The organism is Trinickia mobilis, assembly GCF_017315705.1.
In the GTDB taxonomy this organism is placed as follows: Bacteria; Pseudomonadota; Gammaproteobacteria; order Burkholderiales; family Burkholderiaceae; genus Trinickia_A; species Trinickia_A mobilis.
The window spans coordinates 65,631-79,962 of record NZ_JAFLRF010000028.1; the positions used below are offsets into that span (position 1 = coordinate 65,631).

Annotated in this window: 16 protein-coding genes; 5 read left to right on the top strand and 11 right to left on the bottom strand. The window is 58.5% G+C overall.

All coding sequences use genetic code 11. The features are described 5' to 3' along the window. The first annotated feature begins 403 nt into the window (after positions 1 to 403). Complete coding sequence (locus J3489_RS27385; RefSeq protein ID WP_207003535.1) at positions 404 to 3,025, top strand: hypothetical protein; 2,622 nt, start codon at positions 404 to 406, stop codon at positions 3,023 to 3,025. Positions 3,026 to 3,342: 317 nt separating this feature from the next. Here J3489_RS27385 and J3489_RS27390 read toward each other — a convergent pair whose 3' ends face one another. The 3 genes from J3489_RS27390 to J3489_RS27400 are packed head-to-tail and all read right to left on the bottom strand — an operon-like array spanning position 3,343 to position 5,453. After that, on the bottom strand, positions 3,343 to 3,750 hold the full coding sequence (locus J3489_RS27390) for a ubiquitination-like system serine protease family protein (protein WP_207003536.1): 408 nt from the start codon (positions 3,748 to 3,750) through the stop codon (positions 3,343 to 3,345). Between the two features lie 13 nt (positions 3,751 to 3,763). Further along, positions 3,764 to 4,948 carry a ThiF family adenylyltransferase gene (locus J3489_RS27395; RefSeq protein WP_207003537.1) on the bottom strand — a complete coding sequence of 395 codons (1,185 nt, stop codon included), beginning with the start codon at positions 4,946 to 4,948 and terminating at the stop codon, positions 3,764 to 3,766. After that, positions 4,908 to 5,453: a multiubiquitin domain-containing protein gene (locus J3489_RS27400; protein ID WP_207003538.1), complete on the bottom strand. Its 546-nt coding sequence runs from the start codon at positions 5,451 to 5,453 to the stop codon at positions 4,908 to 4,910. The genes J3489_RS27395 and J3489_RS27400 overlap by 41 nt, the downstream gene beginning before the upstream one ends. A gap of 551 nt (positions 5,454 to 6,004) precedes the next feature. Here J3489_RS27400 and J3489_RS27405 point away from each other — a divergent pair. Both J3489_RS27405 and J3489_RS27410 read left to right on the top strand, forming a co-directional pair. Continuing rightward, on the top strand, positions 6,005 to 6,409 hold the full coding sequence (locus J3489_RS27405) for a helix-turn-helix domain-containing protein (protein WP_207003539.1): 405 nt from the start codon (positions 6,005 to 6,007) through the stop codon (positions 6,407 to 6,409). A 3-nt stretch (positions 6,410 to 6,412) separates the two neighbouring features. Continuing rightward, positions 6,413 to 7,282, top strand: coding sequence for an ImmA/IrrE family metallo-endopeptidase (locus tag J3489_RS27410; RefSeq protein WP_207003540.1), 870 nt, complete (start codon positions 6,413 to 6,415; stop codon positions 7,280 to 7,282). Between the two features lie 237 nt (positions 7,283 to 7,519). Here the strand turns inward: J3489_RS27410 and J3489_RS27415 are convergent, their stop codons facing one another. The 6 genes from J3489_RS27415 to J3489_RS27440 all read right to left on the bottom strand — a co-directional run bounded on the left by J3489_RS27415 (position 7,520) and on the right by J3489_RS27440 (position 12,154). Further along, positions 7,520 to 8,092 carry a recombinase family protein gene (locus tag J3489_RS27415; protein WP_207003541.1) on the bottom strand — a complete coding sequence of 191 codons (573 nt, stop codon included), beginning with the start codon at positions 8,090 to 8,092 and terminating at the stop codon, positions 7,520 to 7,522. Then, on the bottom strand, positions 8,089 to 8,757 hold the full coding sequence (locus J3489_RS27420; RefSeq protein WP_207003542.1) for a hypothetical protein: 669 nt from the start codon (positions 8,755 to 8,757) through the stop codon (positions 8,089 to 8,091). Before J3489_RS27420 ends, J3489_RS27415 begins: the two co-directional genes overlap by 4 nt. A gap of 12 nt (positions 8,758 to 8,769) precedes the next feature. Then, a complete protein-coding gene (locus J3489_RS27425) occupies positions 8,770 to 9,045 on the bottom strand; it encodes a hypothetical protein (RefSeq protein WP_207003543.1) in 276 nt (91 codons plus the stop codon). 132 nt (positions 9,046 to 9,177) lie between these two features. Then, positions 9,178 to 9,516 (bottom strand): hypothetical protein, encoded by a 339-nt coding sequence (locus tag J3489_RS27430; protein ID WP_242540354.1) that lies wholly within the window; start codon positions 9,514 to 9,516, stop codon positions 9,178 to 9,180. A 211-nt stretch (positions 9,517 to 9,727) separates the two neighbouring features. After that, on the bottom strand, positions 9,728 to 10,294 hold the full coding sequence (locus J3489_RS27435) for a DUF2628 domain-containing protein (RefSeq protein ID WP_207003544.1): 567 nt from the start codon (positions 10,292 to 10,294) through the stop codon (positions 9,728 to 9,730). A 39-nt stretch (positions 10,295 to 10,333) separates the two neighbouring features. After that, positions 10,334 to 12,154 carry a hypothetical protein gene (locus tag J3489_RS27440; protein WP_207003545.1) on the bottom strand — a complete coding sequence of 607 codons (1,821 nt, stop codon included), beginning with the start codon at positions 12,152 to 12,154 and terminating at the stop codon, positions 10,334 to 10,336. Positions 12,155 to 12,381: 227 nt separating this feature from the next. Here J3489_RS27440 and J3489_RS27445 point away from each other — a divergent pair, with 227 nt between their 5' ends. Next, a complete protein-coding gene (locus tag J3489_RS27445; protein ID WP_207003546.1) occupies positions 12,382 to 12,627 on the top strand; it encodes a helix-turn-helix domain-containing protein in 246 nt (81 codons plus the stop codon). 50 nt (positions 12,628 to 12,677) lie between these two features. Here J3489_RS27445 and J3489_RS27450 read toward each other — a convergent pair whose 3' ends face one another. Further along, positions 12,678 to 13,193 carry a hypothetical protein gene (locus J3489_RS27450; RefSeq protein ID WP_207003547.1) on the bottom strand — a complete coding sequence of 172 codons (516 nt, stop codon included), beginning with the start codon at positions 13,191 to 13,193 and terminating at the stop codon, positions 12,678 to 12,680. Between J3489_RS27450 and J3489_RS27455 the strand changes: the two genes are divergently transcribed. Then, complete coding sequence (locus tag J3489_RS27455; RefSeq protein WP_207003548.1) at positions 13,183 to 13,455, top strand: hypothetical protein; 273 nt, start codon at positions 13,183 to 13,185, stop codon at positions 13,453 to 13,455. The genes J3489_RS27450 and J3489_RS27455 overlap by 11 nt on opposite strands. Here the strand turns inward: J3489_RS27455 and J3489_RS27460 are convergent. Next, entirely contained in the window at positions 13,452 to 14,252 is an 801-nt protein-coding gene (locus J3489_RS27460; protein ID WP_374193491.1) for a tyrosine-type recombinase/integrase, read from the bottom strand. The two genes, J3489_RS27455 and J3489_RS27460, sit on opposite strands and share 4 nt — an antisense overlap. Between the last annotated feature and the right edge of the window lie 80 nt (positions 14,253 to 14,332).

Genomic DNA, 14,332 nt, shown 5'->3' on the forward strand with positions numbered 1-14,332 from the left:
CTAACTCTGTTATTTTCGCAACAACACCACTGCATTTGCTCGGAATGTCACAAATAAAGTAATGGGCATTACTCAGTTTTTTGTGTGGCCTACGAGTTTAGCCAAATGCAACGGTTACTTCTGCCTGACGCGGCCGACGGTAGGCGGTAGGCGGTATCGTTCGCGTTCAGAACTCGGCGCGATCACGTCGCGCAGGCACTGCGGCATCAATGTGCGCGGGCAAACCTTGTAGAATTTCACGCTGAATGCCTCCCCGTGCGAGCGAATTGGCGCAAGCCCTGGGCTCGAAATCTTTTCGCATGCGCGCGCAACCGTTATGCGACGCGGCCGCCCCTCCGGGTCCCTGTGCACGCGAAGCATGAACCACTGCTCCGGACACATGAAACCCACAGAATTTCCTACCTTGTCTTCCCTGCTTGAGAGAAAGGTACAGCCGGATCCGGAAGCAGGTCTAGAGAGTGCTGCCGACGCATGCCTGATCTCGGCCCGGTATGACGACGCGTTTTCCGGGTACAGCCAGCTCGACCCCACGATTATGCGTATCGCGACGAAGATGGCCTACTGCGAGTGGCTGGCGGGGAACTATGACGAGGCACGAACCCGCCTCTTTGAACTCGGGGACGATCTTGAGGAAGACGGTATCGGTCTGTTATCTCATCTGATCGTCGTCGATTCTGACTACCAGCGGCGGCGTGCTGACATGGAAGCGATCTGGCCGCGGCTGCAGGCGGTGATCGCTGCCGACTCTGTACCGTTGACCGCCGCGGTCGCCCGAAGCCAGGGATTCTGGCCCACCGATTTTGAGGACAGGGAGCAACGCCGACGTGACGTTGAGCGCCTCCTCGAGCTCCATCCGGCCAATCAGTTTATCCGCCTCGCAGTCCTGCTCGAGAGGCAGATCGAGGGCGTCGACGCAGCCGAGCAATACGCATTGCTCACAGCCGTGCCGAATCGGTCACCGGCGCCCCGTTACCTCTGGGAAGCCGCCAAGGTCGCGGCGAACGCAGGGCAACCGACCGACGCGCTCGAATACCTGAATCAACTTGAGGCGCGCGAGCGCAGAAGTTTCGACCCATCGAGCAATCTTCTCTTTCAGATCGAACTCGCGCGGTGCGCCCTCGCGATCGCAGAGAATGCGCCCGACTCGATGTCGGGATTCGATCGTCTGCTTGATGACGTGTCGTTGGACAGTGAGCGTCGACTGACCGTGTGCCTTGCTGCGCTTGAGGCTGCGTGCCGGGTTGCCCCGGAGCGCGTGAGTGAGCTTGGTGATCGCTATCTTGAAGCGCGGCAAGCGACAGGCGACGGGCTCGGCTTCGGGGCATACGACCTCTCGAACGACACGATGCCGGTCGAGGGAGCCGGGTGGGATACGTGGGCACACACCTGGTCGTGCGGCGACGTGCGACCACATCTCGCGATGCTCGGTACCGCATCGCGCGGGTGCGCCGGTCTTTTTTTTCGGGCCTGCCATGCGGACTTGAAGATCGACGAGCAGACCGATGCGGGCGTCGAGGTTGCAGATCTTCCGATTTCCTTCTGGGATGGCCTCGCCGACGTTCTCGGTGACATCACGGGCCACGAAGCGGAGTTCCGCGGACGATTACTGTCCTTGCACACCGCCATTCGGGCCCATCGCGCGGATCCGGATTGGGCCGAGATCGGGGGGCTTTGGGGCGCCTCGGAATGGGCCGCCAAGCAAGACAGGTACGCCGTGACTCACGGGAATCTGACAGTTGATCTGGCTTGCCGCGAAGCCGAATCGGTCCAGCGCTTCGCGGCCGGCATCATAGCTTGGCTTAAAGATAATCCGGTGCCCGCGCCAGGCGGCTACGACATGGTTGAAGGGGTTCTCGACGAACTCCGTTCGAGAGAGGTGCGCAACGAGTTCTACCAGTTGATCGATATTGTCTCGCAGGGCGACGATCGGCCCGACGTCCAGTTCGATCTCGGACTAGGCGCCCAATGGATGAAAAAAGATGCGACGGCGCGAACTGCCTATCAGTGGACCCTAGCCAATCAACCCGAAAACGGCTCCGCGATCTTCAATGCGCTTCTGCTTTGCAAATCGGCCGCCGACGCGCAATTCTTGGAGGAGATCGCTGGCTTTGTTGCACAGTTTCCGGCAAGCGCGTCGGAGCGCAAGACACAGCTCGAAGACGCGCTCGGAAACGCCCGGAAACGATGCGAAGACGTGGACACGGCCAAACGGAGAATGATTCGCGAGGTCCTGTCGCGCTACCCTGCGCTCGTGGAGTGTCCCATTGAACCAGCCGACATCTCGCTGCGTTCGGCGGTGGCGTTGCTTGCGCTCTTTCGATGCGCGAATGCCGAACCAGGCGATGATGACCTGCCGCCGTTCAAGGCGAGCGCGATCCCGTTCGCCCCGGTCGTAAGTTGTCGGCGTATCCTGTTCGATCTTCTGGAAACCGGTCTCGTCACCGTCCACCCGAAAACGAGCATAGACGCGTTCGCCTTTAAGGACGGTGAGCTGACCGGATGGCGTTTCGACAGCATCAGGTGGTGCCTCTCGCCGTCGTGCGAGTTCCTTGTTGATCGCCTGCGCTCCCTGAACGGTACGATACCAGAGGCGTGGCGCGAGCAAGTTCAGCCGCTCGCGCTTGAAATCGCCCGCGGCGAGGTCGTCGAGTACCTCAACTTTCTCGCAGATGAACGCGGGTGGCCCGAGCCACGGGACACCGAGGAGGTGGCTGACCTCACTCGTGCGCTGGTCAATGAGTTGCCCGTTGCCCAGGCCTTCCATATGGCCTATCTAGGTGCGATGTCCGCCAGCGACTATAAGCAGAAGTATCCGGTCAGTGGCCAACAGGCGTCCGACATGCTCGTCAAGCGCGCCGGGCAGCGGTTGGAATCCGTACGTGCCGGCCGGTTTCCAGCCAGAGAATTTGAGAGGCCGTGGAAAGTGGCTCGCTCGGCCATCAGCTTTGCGCTGTGGGGGACGATCCTCGACATGGGCGATGATGGGTTCACGCGACTTTTCGGAGACATGGCTGGCGAGCTTTGACGCGGTCCCTGTGGCGGGACCGGCGCGCTAATGGAAATCGCGGCTAGCGGTGGGCAGATTGCCGCCCAGCGAACTCACGTCGACGAGCGGGTTCGCAATGGGCTTTGGCACCTTGCCCTCGAACTGGTAAACCCCATAGACCGCTAGCCAAATGCAACGGCCTCGCTCGAATCAACCGGCGATTGCCAGTTGCAGACATTGGCCGTTGGGCAGAAAGCGGACGTAACCTTGGCGCTGACGTGCTCCCTTTTAAAAAAACAAAGCTGGACCTAACTTGCAGCTTGCATAAATCGCGGAAACACGTCAGCTATATGTATTCACATCCGCAGGATCGACCTCAGTTTGCTGTACGCTCTCGCTACGGCCGCTAGGAATCGGCTGCTCCAAGATCGCAAATTCGCGTCACGAACTGAATGCCGGGCAATTTGGTTGTGCATAACCGACGCTGCCATGGCATCTGAAAAAGCTGGCAGCCACTCGACCCGACCGGCGCTGATGTAATAGTGCGACTTGCAGGGCGCGTCACACACTGCAATGGACGGGCGAACCGTCGCCATGCCGCCTTCTGACGTAATCTGATGACTGTCCGGTACCAAGAGGCTGACGCGATGACCACAGCCGCAAGCGCAGAGCAGCGCGCCGACCTCAAATTCTTCGCTGTGATAGACCACGCCGCTGCTAAGTGGCTTGGGTATGCGCTCGACGGCTTGATAGACGTACCTCACCCTGCCTCCTTTCTCAATCAATCTCGAACGTCGTGGAGTCAAAAATATGCGACGTCATGGTGTTTTCCCGGTCGAATAGGCCGAAATGCTGCTTGAACCGGATCACGGCCATCGTCGCGTTCAGCGCGTTCAATTCAGTGATTTGGGCATGTTTGCGGTATTCGTCATCTTTGGCGTTTTCGACCGGCAGGCGCACCGTGTTGACATTGTCGTCAAACGCATTGCGATCAACGCCGGTGATACGCACAAATCCGCTGAGGCCGATAGTTGAGCGATTGAGGCCCATGCCGCAATCGACGAACGGAAGGCCGTTGGCGCTCAGCCAATCGACGATCAGAAGACGCGCAGGCCCGTCATCGACGGAAACGAAGACGAAATCGAACTCCTTCAAGCGCGTGACGTTCTCTGATGTGACGCGCTCCGCGACCGGCTCGATTCCTGCGTGCCATTGATCATAGTGCTGCGCCAGCACCTCGACCTTGAGCTTACCGATGGCCTGTGCAATGAAGCCGGGAAGCCTAAAGATCGTATGCACATGCACCTTGTCATCGTCAAACAGCGTGATCTGCTGCAGATGCGTGCGTGCAAGGAAGTCGAGAATATAGGAGCCCGTCCCCCCAAGGCCGATGATCGCGACTTTCTTGCCGCGCAGTAGCGCTGAGAGATCATTGATGTGATAGCGCGACGACATCGTATCGGGAAACCGGAGCGGAGAGCCCTGGGCGGCGGCCTTGACCGTTATGCCGCGCAAGGGCGTCGCCTGCGGGTAGGCGGCCATCGCTGGCGCCGTAATTGTGTCGAGGTAGGTCTGCACCTTTTCCTCAAATGACCGGTAGGCACGCATCACGCCGTTTTCGTCGAGCAGCTTGTAGGAGAACGAGTAATCGGTGACGAGGTCCGAAGTGACCGTGACGCGATGCGGGCCGCCGCCTAATTTAAGCTCGCGCCCTTGCTGATCACAGGGCCTGCTGCCGCGCCACCACGCCTGGTGGTTTGAGGGTGGATCGATGACGGCCCCGTTCAGATCGACGGGGCTTGCCCAATCCCCATACTGGAGCTGGCCATCCTTGTCGAGATAGGGCAGACCGTGGAAGACGAGGTACCCATCGACGAAGTCAATCAGGTACCCCGTATCCTCGAGATCCTTGATGAAGGCGTTACGATTCGCCAGTTCCGGCAACCCGAAAGCGCATGTCATTTTTCACCTTCACGTTTTGGCCCGGCGCCAATGTTCCGCTGGGATTTTCGACCGGGCCGTGGGAGTATTTGACGAGATATTCATTCGACGGCTTGCCACCGCTGCCAAGATAGAGTTCCACGACTTGAGCGTAAGTGATCTCTTCCGTATCGATTTCGTGCTCGTCACCATTGACGAGGATGTCGAACATCTTCTGGCTGTAGAAGTGCGCATCCTGCGTCAGATGGATCGCGGTTTCATCGCGCGGAATCCGCTCATCCTCTTCGTCGCCCTCAACCTCGCGGTAGAGCTTCTCATGCTTGGCAATGTCGGCAAGAGCGTAGAGTGCCTCTCCCGTCGTCGGATTGGGCGAATGGAAAGCCACCCGGTTGATATGGATGCGCACTAGAGGCGCTTCGGCAATGACAGACATTTCATTTTTCCTTATCCGCTTCTCGCGGCGCTTGCGTTTGACCTTGGCCGGCGGCATGTTGGTGCCCAACCAGACAACAGACAAATTCTCCACTTTATGTCGCGTAGATCAGTGTTGTTGTCTGCGCAAACAACAATGGAGCATTACTTAGAATTTGTCAAGGGGCGGATACCGGAGCCAACGCTAGTTTTTTGGTCGAAGGGCTTACGTGCCTCTTCGGCCCCTCCGACGAAGACGAACTCTCCGTCGCCGGGCAGCGCGTTTGTGTCGCAAAAGCTGATCCAACAGTTCGTCGCCCGCCGCCTCGATTACCTGCGCGGTTCATCGTAGCCGCGCAAAACAAATCCAATAATTAGGGCCATATTAAATGCTTCACGCAAAGCGTTGTTGCGATCATACGAGGAGCGTGGCAGACTTGTTGTCCAGACAAACAACTTTCCCCCTTTTGTCGGACTGGCTATGCAGCATTGGCAGAAAGTATTTGTTGTTTGTCTGGACAATAAACTGGCAAAACTAGTTCTTCCTGCCAAGTTGCGGGAATGACTGGTTCTTTGCTTTGTTGCGTACATGGCACGCAGAGGCAGTTCGTGCCAAGATACCTTGCGGGAAGCAGCAGCCTGCCGCTTACTAACCGGAGAAAACTGATGGCCCAGACCGGCTTGGGCGTGGCGCTGCGAGCGCTGCGCGAACGCCGAACGCTCTCGCAGCGCGAATTGAGCGAACTTAGCGGCGTAGACAATGCCTATATCAACCGCCTTGAGAGCGGCGAGAAAACCAATCCGACGCCAGAAGTCTTGACCAAGTTGCTACGTGCGCTAAAAGCAGCGGAACGGGACGCGACGATGGTTAAGTGGCTTGCAGACCATGTGGAAGCGTCTACAGATTTAGTGAAGTACGTGCTTGACCATCCGCATATCCCGGTGGACTACTTCATCTCCGCCGCAGGGATGCGATTTCGAGGCGACGCTCGGCCTACTCCCGAAAAACTTATCGAGAGGGTCAAACGCCTGTACGAAGCCGAAGACGACGACGACGACGACGAGGAGTAGGCCTTGGACGATCAGGATGTTCAACGCATTGCGCGTGATTGGATTTCAGAACTGGATCTATCGAACATCCGAAACGACCTCACTCCATACATAAAGAAGGTCAACGCCCGGTTACATACAGAGGATCTGGGCTCCGGGCAATCAGGCAGCACAGTCACCATCAAGGGCAAGACTCACATAACTATCAATTCAAGCGAGCCCGAGGAACGACAACGCTTTACCGTTTGCCACGAGATCGCCCACATTGTGCTTGGCCTTCCTTCACAGCACGAGTTGGTTCCGCAATGGGGTTATGCAAAGCGCGACCAGAACGAAGTTTTTTGCGACATCTTTGCAGCAGAACTACTAATGCCTTGGCAGGAGTTCCAGACCGCCTGCCGAGACATTGGCGACCTTAGCCTTTCTGCAATACAGCAATTGGCTGAAGAGTTCAAAACATCGTACCCTGCGGCTTGCTCCCGCTTCGCTCAGTTTGCTCAATTTCCCTGTGCATTTGTCACCATGGAAAGCGGGCGGGTCCGCTATGCCGCACGCTCGACGGCACTACGCAGAATGGGCGCCAAAATTCCGCTGAAATCCCCGATACATAACGCTTCAGTAGCAGCGCGATTACGTGGCTTGGGAGAAAGCGGCACCCAACAGGATATCGTTGCGCAAGACATCTGGTTCGACGACTGGGAAGCTGGATTCGATCTCACTGAACTTGCTAGGCACTATGCAAAGACGGACACCACGTTATCGCTGATTTGGTTTTCCGAGGAAGAGACCCCTCGAGTTGAAATCGATAGATTCGGCACTCGCGTTGCCGAGGATGAAGGTCTGCCGGAGTTGACGGGGGAACTTTCATTTCCGAAGCGACATCGACGCCGCTAACTCTCGAAATTATGTAACCGTTCGTTGAGTGATCCGCAACGGTTTCAAGCGTCGGAACTACCTACTCAATTAGCGGGTCTGCTTCGTGGTCCAGGCTAGTGACAATTGCGCACGTGCGGCTACTACATAGTTCCGCCAATTCTGCCGCTCGCGTTATAAGGCCAACAGCAGCGCCGAACTTTGAAGACGACGTCAATACCCGCCGAACCAAAGACTCTCAAAATCTCGGCGACAGCATTACACCTCAGCGATGCAATATCTGTGAACCGTTACGCGATCGATGCCGAAGTCGCGTGCAAGCTGACTGCGGTTTTCGCCGGCGTCGAAACGCCGCTTTAGCTCTACTTGCTGCTCTGCCGTGAGCTTAGGCTTGCGGCCTTGGTACTTTCCACCTTCCATGCGCGCACGGGCGATCCCTTCCCGCTGACGAGCCTTTCGGATGCTGTGCTCAAACTCGGCAAACGCCGCGAACATGGTCAACGCGAGCTTGCCCGCTGGCGTGCCGGTGTCGAACTGCTGCTGCAAAATCACCAACCTCACGCCGCGCATGTCCAGTGCATTGATGGTTGAGAGGACATCAACGGTACTGCGGCCAAGCCGGTCGAGCGCATAGACTACAAGCGTGTCGCCGTCCCGTAGATATTGCGTGCATGCGGCCCAGCCGCTGCGACTGTCGGCGGCAGTCGTGCCGCTGGTCGCCTCGTCGGCGAACTCCTTTTCAACCGTGTAGCCAGCGGCGGCAATAGCCTGACGCTGATTCTCGACTGTCTGCGCGGCCGTGGATACCCTCAGATAGGCTATGACGTTCATATGGTTCCCCCCTCCACGGGAGTCTGCGAAGCATTCACAAAAAGCGGGAAACAGGTATGTCCATCTCGGCTCGGTACATGCTTTCCGGGATACAGTGCTGTTGTCATGAATCCAATGCTCCCGTTGTAATCTGCGATCAGCCCGGTCGCCGTCAGGAAATCCGCTGCGAACCATCGCTGGAAGTAGTCGAAAACCTCGCCCCTCCATAGCCCGAACCGGTCGGGATAGACGACCGCATATTCGCGCATGATCAGATCGCAGACGTAGCCGCCCGATTGCCAGCGCGGGGCCGAATCAAATTCGGCGAGCCAGTCCCGGAACTGGCCGACCAAGACAAAAGCACCGATGCTCGTGCCTGAAACGGAGAACGACAGCACCGGGTTCAGGTTGCCAAAGCGCACTTCCATGCTGGTACGGGTGCTGCGGATTATCGTGGTCGTGCCGAGCGTTTCGGCGTGCCGGCTCGACCACGCAAGGAAAGCCCGGCGGCACTGAACGTAATGCTCCTGCTCGCGGCGTGCCTCAGAAGCCTTGCCCTCGAAGTGAGAACGCTTGGCGTGCTTGCACAGGCAGCGCGCCAATGACTTCGTGTGGCAGGCTCGCTTCGCCCGGTGTCGACGCGCCATTAACCGGTCAAGAAGCCGAGCCTTCAGGGAATGCGTCATTGGCCTCATGTATTACGCCCCCCCGGGCATAGGTTGGTCAGTGCGCCCCGTGCTGTCGGGCACGTAATCCGCCGTGTAACGTCGGCAATCGACCGACAGGCCATGGACGTACAACAGCACTTCTCCGAGTTCAACGAGCAGTCGGCCCAACGCTGCCGCGTGCTCCGCGCCGACCTTTCCGTCAGCGATCTGCTGCGCCGTACTGGCCTGAAGCAATCCGATAGCCGAAAACCCTCCATGCACGATCTGCAACGCAAGCTCGGCGGACTCGGCGAGACTCACCAGCAAATCGGGATTAGCCTCGGCGTAATCAGGCTCGCCAGACGCCGGGCAAAGACGCCAATAGCCGCAGCAGGTCGCGCAGCGGTCGCCGGATCAGATTCATGGTTGCAACGGCGGGCGGTGTCGGAAATGTCTCCATCAGTATTCTTCCGGAAACAGGAGCGTCGTCACGCTGCGATCTGCCTCCGTGATGATCCATACACGCGTGCCCGCAATGTCGTAACTCGACAGGATGCGCGCGCCGTGCTGGACAGCAAGGCAGTTCGTCCGCGAGTCCTCGGGCGGCACCATGCCCCAGTCGCCGCAGACGTGGCGCTTGAGATAAGGGTCCGCGGCAATGCCATGGTGTTCGAGATGGGTCAGTACGCCACGCGTCGCGACGATCTGGCCAAGCCGGAAAAGCGGTCGCGCCAGTTGAAGTACGCGCGGGCTGGACGACTGTTGAAGCGGGTCTGCATCCGGGTTCGTGCGGGTCATAAGATTTCTCCAGTGGGGTGAAAGGACTGCCCGCCACGACAACCGGCTCCAGAAATGCAAAAAGCCAGAGCGCGATGCTCTGGCTTTTGCGGAAGGTTCTCGGTCGAGCCGTAACGGCGTCGATAGGATGGCGCGGTGCGCCGGGTATCAAGCTGTATGGGTATCAATCATGCGGGCGGCTTCATTTCAGGATCGCGGTCAACCGCGCCCATCACCACCACTCCTTCCGGCCGAGCACGGTCTTCCGGTAGTAATCGACGTTCGCGCATTGTTTGAAGATGACGGCCGACACGATCCAGAGGAACTTGTCGATTGGAACATTCAGTGCATCGCCGGCCATGCCAAGAATGACGTCGATCACCAGCGCGAAAAGCGACAGCGTGATGGCCTTTCGCCACATCCCGAGATACAGGTAATAGAACGGCCCGAAGACGAAAGCCCACAGGTTTGAAGTAATCAGCCGCTTCTCTTTCCACGTAAGCTGCTTACCCTCCGGCCAGCGCCACCATCTGGTGCGCTCGCCGCCGGCTTTGTCGATCGCGGCAAAGCGCCGCCGCCATTTCTCCGACGGCGCCGCGCGGTCCTCGGCCGGTGCAGCCTGCGCCGAATGGACGGGCGGCTGCACCGCATCGGTTGGGACCGCCGATCGCACCGTCGCTGTCGCCCGCGCCGGATTTCCGCACCCGCTGCAGAAGGCCGCCCCCACGCCCATCTGTGTGCCGCATTGCTCACAGAACGCCATAATTTTTGTCCCCAAGTTAAAGACCGCTATCGCCAAGCTGGCAGCGGCGCTCCACTGAAAAGAACCAACTTTCGCTTACTGACTGAGAGCGATATGGCAGTCGCGGGACTTTTCGTGTCGCCACGTCCAAATCGTTCCATCGGCTTTTAATGTGGCGCGACCGACCGCACCACCAAACCGTCCGGTGAAGTCGGTACTCCACGGGTGCGTCGACGAGGCGTAGTGACCGGTCCCGCTCAGATGCAACGAAAGGTCGGCTTTGATGTCACCGGTGAGCGTTTCTTCGTAGCCGTCGCTTCCATCCTCCTGCCGCGATAGCGTTACATGCCCGTCATGCACCATCATCGTCACCTGCTTTGTCCACGCTTTCACATTTCGCACGATGCCACGACCGAGATACGGCCCGCATTGATACGCCCCCTGCCAACGGCCTTCGAGGTCTGGCAGCACCAATAGCCGGGCAGACGGCGGCGCTGGAGGTGCAGCGCTAAGTACAGGCGGCTGCGGTACGGGAGAGGCCGCCTGAGCGGGTGTCGGTGAAGCCAAAGGCGTTGGTGTCGGTGAGACCAAAGGCGTTGGTGTCGGTAAGACCAAAGGCGCCGATGCGGGCGAAACCAACGGCGCTCGTACCGGTGAGGCCGAAGACGCCGGCTTAATCGCCGGCACCGCAGCCTGCTTCTGCACGAAACGAAGCGCCTTCCCACGCAACTGCTGTGCGTTCGCGTTGGCGGGATCGAGCAGCAGGATGGCTTCTGCGGTCGCCACAGCGCTCCGGTACTGTGTACTGTTGAATTCGTCCTGTGCCTTCTGCAATAGCAGTTGAAGCTTTGCAGCCTGGACCTGTGATGCGACTGCGGCCTGATCGGTATTCGCGTTGCCCTGTCCTGGTGGCGGCGCGCTGGCTTCGACTGCGGGAGTCGCGGTCGATGCGACGGCTGGCTGGGCCGTGGCCGAGGTTGATGCTGATGCAAGCACAGCCGACGCTGGGCTGGACACAGCGGGTGCCGGCACAGAAGCCGCGTTGACCGTCGGAACCGCGTTGCTTGCGACATCGGCTACGGAGCTGGCTGCCGGCTCACTGCTTACCGCCGCAGCGACCGCGGCAGGAGAAGTGCTGCTGTTGGTACTGGCCTGCTCGTCCGGGTGAGCAGCGCCATGACGGAACAGCGACAGAACCAACAGGTTCAACCGATGGAAAATGCTTTGCTGCTGATTGATCGAGTCGTGATCTGCACCAGCCTTCAAGGACACGGCGGACGAGGTGGACCCATCTTCCGTCAAAGTGATCGGCTCGACATCCCTAATATCCTGAGCCTCGGCCGTCTCTCTCGAAAAGTTGATGCCGGTAGTGTTGGTGTATAACAGATGCCAACCGCGCTCGCTTTGCACATAAAGGTCGGCCTCCTGAACCTGATAAGCCTCGGTTATTTGGTGATTAGGGCTGTTAAGCACCATCTGCCCTATAACGCGGAGATTACAGTTCTGGAAATCTGCGCTGGTTGCCGGATTATTCGTGAAACCAGCGAGTTCCTCGACACTTGCGAGAACGCTTCCATCTGGTTTCACGACATACTGCTGCAACTGTGCTGAATCTTTAAGTATCAAAACGAAGCTGCTCAAGACGACGTATGACTGCTGGTCGCTTGCCGGCGCTCCGTCGATACGCTTCACGTTTCTGACCGCCCACAACGGGCATGAGCCGTAGAGGTCTTGAATCGCGGCATCGACCTCATTGTTGTTGGGCTTCGACGTATCTACGGTGTTGCTGGGCTGTGACGTATCTACCTTGTTGCAGCCGCCCAGAAGTACGCTGAATGCGAGAACGGGCGCGATGCAGCAGAGACTTGTTAGTGACTTGTTGATGTACATGTTTTTGTAAGTTTGGTTGTATGCCATCCCGGTAACCGTTGCCGAATTGGCACTCGCCGAATACTTCGGCTTGGTCTGTTCCAGCCATCAGTCAGCGCGCTCAGCCTGAGACCGCAACCGATTCCCCGCCGCAATAACGACTCTCGCAATGGTCCCAATTGCATGAATTGTCACTTATAGCGCGGGCAATCATAGAGCGTGTCACTAGACCGGTCAAATCCATACGCTAGGGGTTCTTTCAACGTGAAACCCCGATGGATTACGATCCCCTTGCGCTGTTCGGAAAGCGTCTGATCGAGCTTCGCAAGGTGCGCGGCTGGTCGCAGGAGCGCCTCGCCCTTGAGAGCGGCCTCGCCCGCTCGTATCTGGGCGAGGTCGAACGGGGCAAGCGCAACATCGCGCTCATCAATATCTGCGTGCTGGCGCATACGCTTGGCGTAGCGCCCTCCGCGCTGCTCGACTTCGGTGATTCGGCGAAGGAACCGGCCAGGAAAAAGTAGTACGGCAGCGCCTGATGGCTTGATCCCGTCGGTTGATGTAACTGCTGCAGCTACTTGCCGCCCCCGGCTTTGGTTTGCATGGCGTGGATGCCGATCGCCCAATGACCGGCGATGTTCTTAAAGTTGGTGCGGACGCGGTCGGCAGGCCGCGCCCACGGCGCGGGGTCGAGGGCGTACTCCAGCGTAGTACCGGACGCGTGAGACGCCTTCGCGCGGTGGAAGAGGATATGCCGACCGACATCCATGTCCGGCACGTAGTCGACCATCAGGAAAGCAACGTCGGGGATATCAGCGACGCGATCGATCTCCTTGTACACGGTCGCGACAAAACCAAGCTGTGCGAGCAGCGCCGCAATGTGAGTTTCGCCCATGCAGAACGGCCCGCGAGCCGGATGCTTTGCCTTGGCGATGGCGATTTCCCGTACTTCCTCGATCGTTTTGCCGGACAGCATCGCGGCACATGCAAAGACATCATCGAAGTCGTTGGTCTGTGCCACGAACTGGAACGCAGGCGTGAAGGTCGTCGGCGTGCTCTCGACCGTGGTTGGAATGGTGATGGCAGGCATGGATGCTCCAGAAAACGCGAAAAAAGAAGCGCGCAGCAACGCCTGCCTAGCGGCATCGGACATTTTGGGTGGATCAGGGAGAGAAATTCGAAGCGAAATCCGGCTATATTCCGGCGGATTTGCTCAGGCATGCGCTGCGGCGCGAGCGGCGAGCCGAAAACCGGCATTTGGTCGGTTTTTCGCTCGTATCGTTATTTTATCAGGGTCAAATCACGCCCTCAACGACCAAATAACTTTGGTCAGGCTCGCGAAAATCGGCTAATTGCCGTCCCAATTCCGCCGAAAATCACTCAGCACAACGGCCTTTCCAGTAGCCACCAGATCCAGATAATCTGACCAAACCTGCATCATCTGCCGCCGCTCGGCGAGGTACAGCGCGCGGTTGTATGCGGCCCGTACTTTGTTCCGCTCAGCGTGGGCGAGTTGCCGTTCAATCCAGTCGGGATGAAATCCCATTTCGTTCAGAATCGTCGACGCCGTGGCACGAAATCCATGTCCGGTCGCGCGTGAGTGGTAGCCCATTCGGTATAGCGCGTAGAGCAGCGTATTCTCGCTGATCCACTTATTGCGACGTCCGTTGCCCGATGGAAACACGAGATCCGACCCACCGCTGACAGCCTGCAACTGACGAAGCAAAGCAACGGCCTGCCTCGACAGCGGAACAATGTGCTCTTCCCTCATCTTCATGCGTTCGGCAGGGATGCGCCATTCGCCCAGTTCCAAGCTGAACTCGGCCCAGTTAGCTGCACGTAGCTCGCCTGTCCGGACGAACGTGTGAACCATTAGTTGAAGCCCTAGCCGTGTTTGCGGATCGCCCTCGTACCCAGCCAGCTTCGCCAAAAACTCCGGCAACTCGTCGTGCGACAACGCCGCATGGTGCTTCCGTTCCGGCGTTTTCAACGCGCCCCGCAACTCAGCTGCCGGATTGGCAGTGATCCGTCCCGTCGCGACACCGTATCGAAAGACCGCATTGCAGCGTTGCAATACCCGCCCTGCGATCTCTAATGCCCCACGTTTCTCGATAACACGCAATGCCATCAGTAAGTCGGGGGCACTGATCGAGCGTAAGCGCTAGTTTTAGCACACCGAATGCAGATTTGATGGTCGGTGCGCGTTTGTCGTGTCAGCCGACGTTCGTT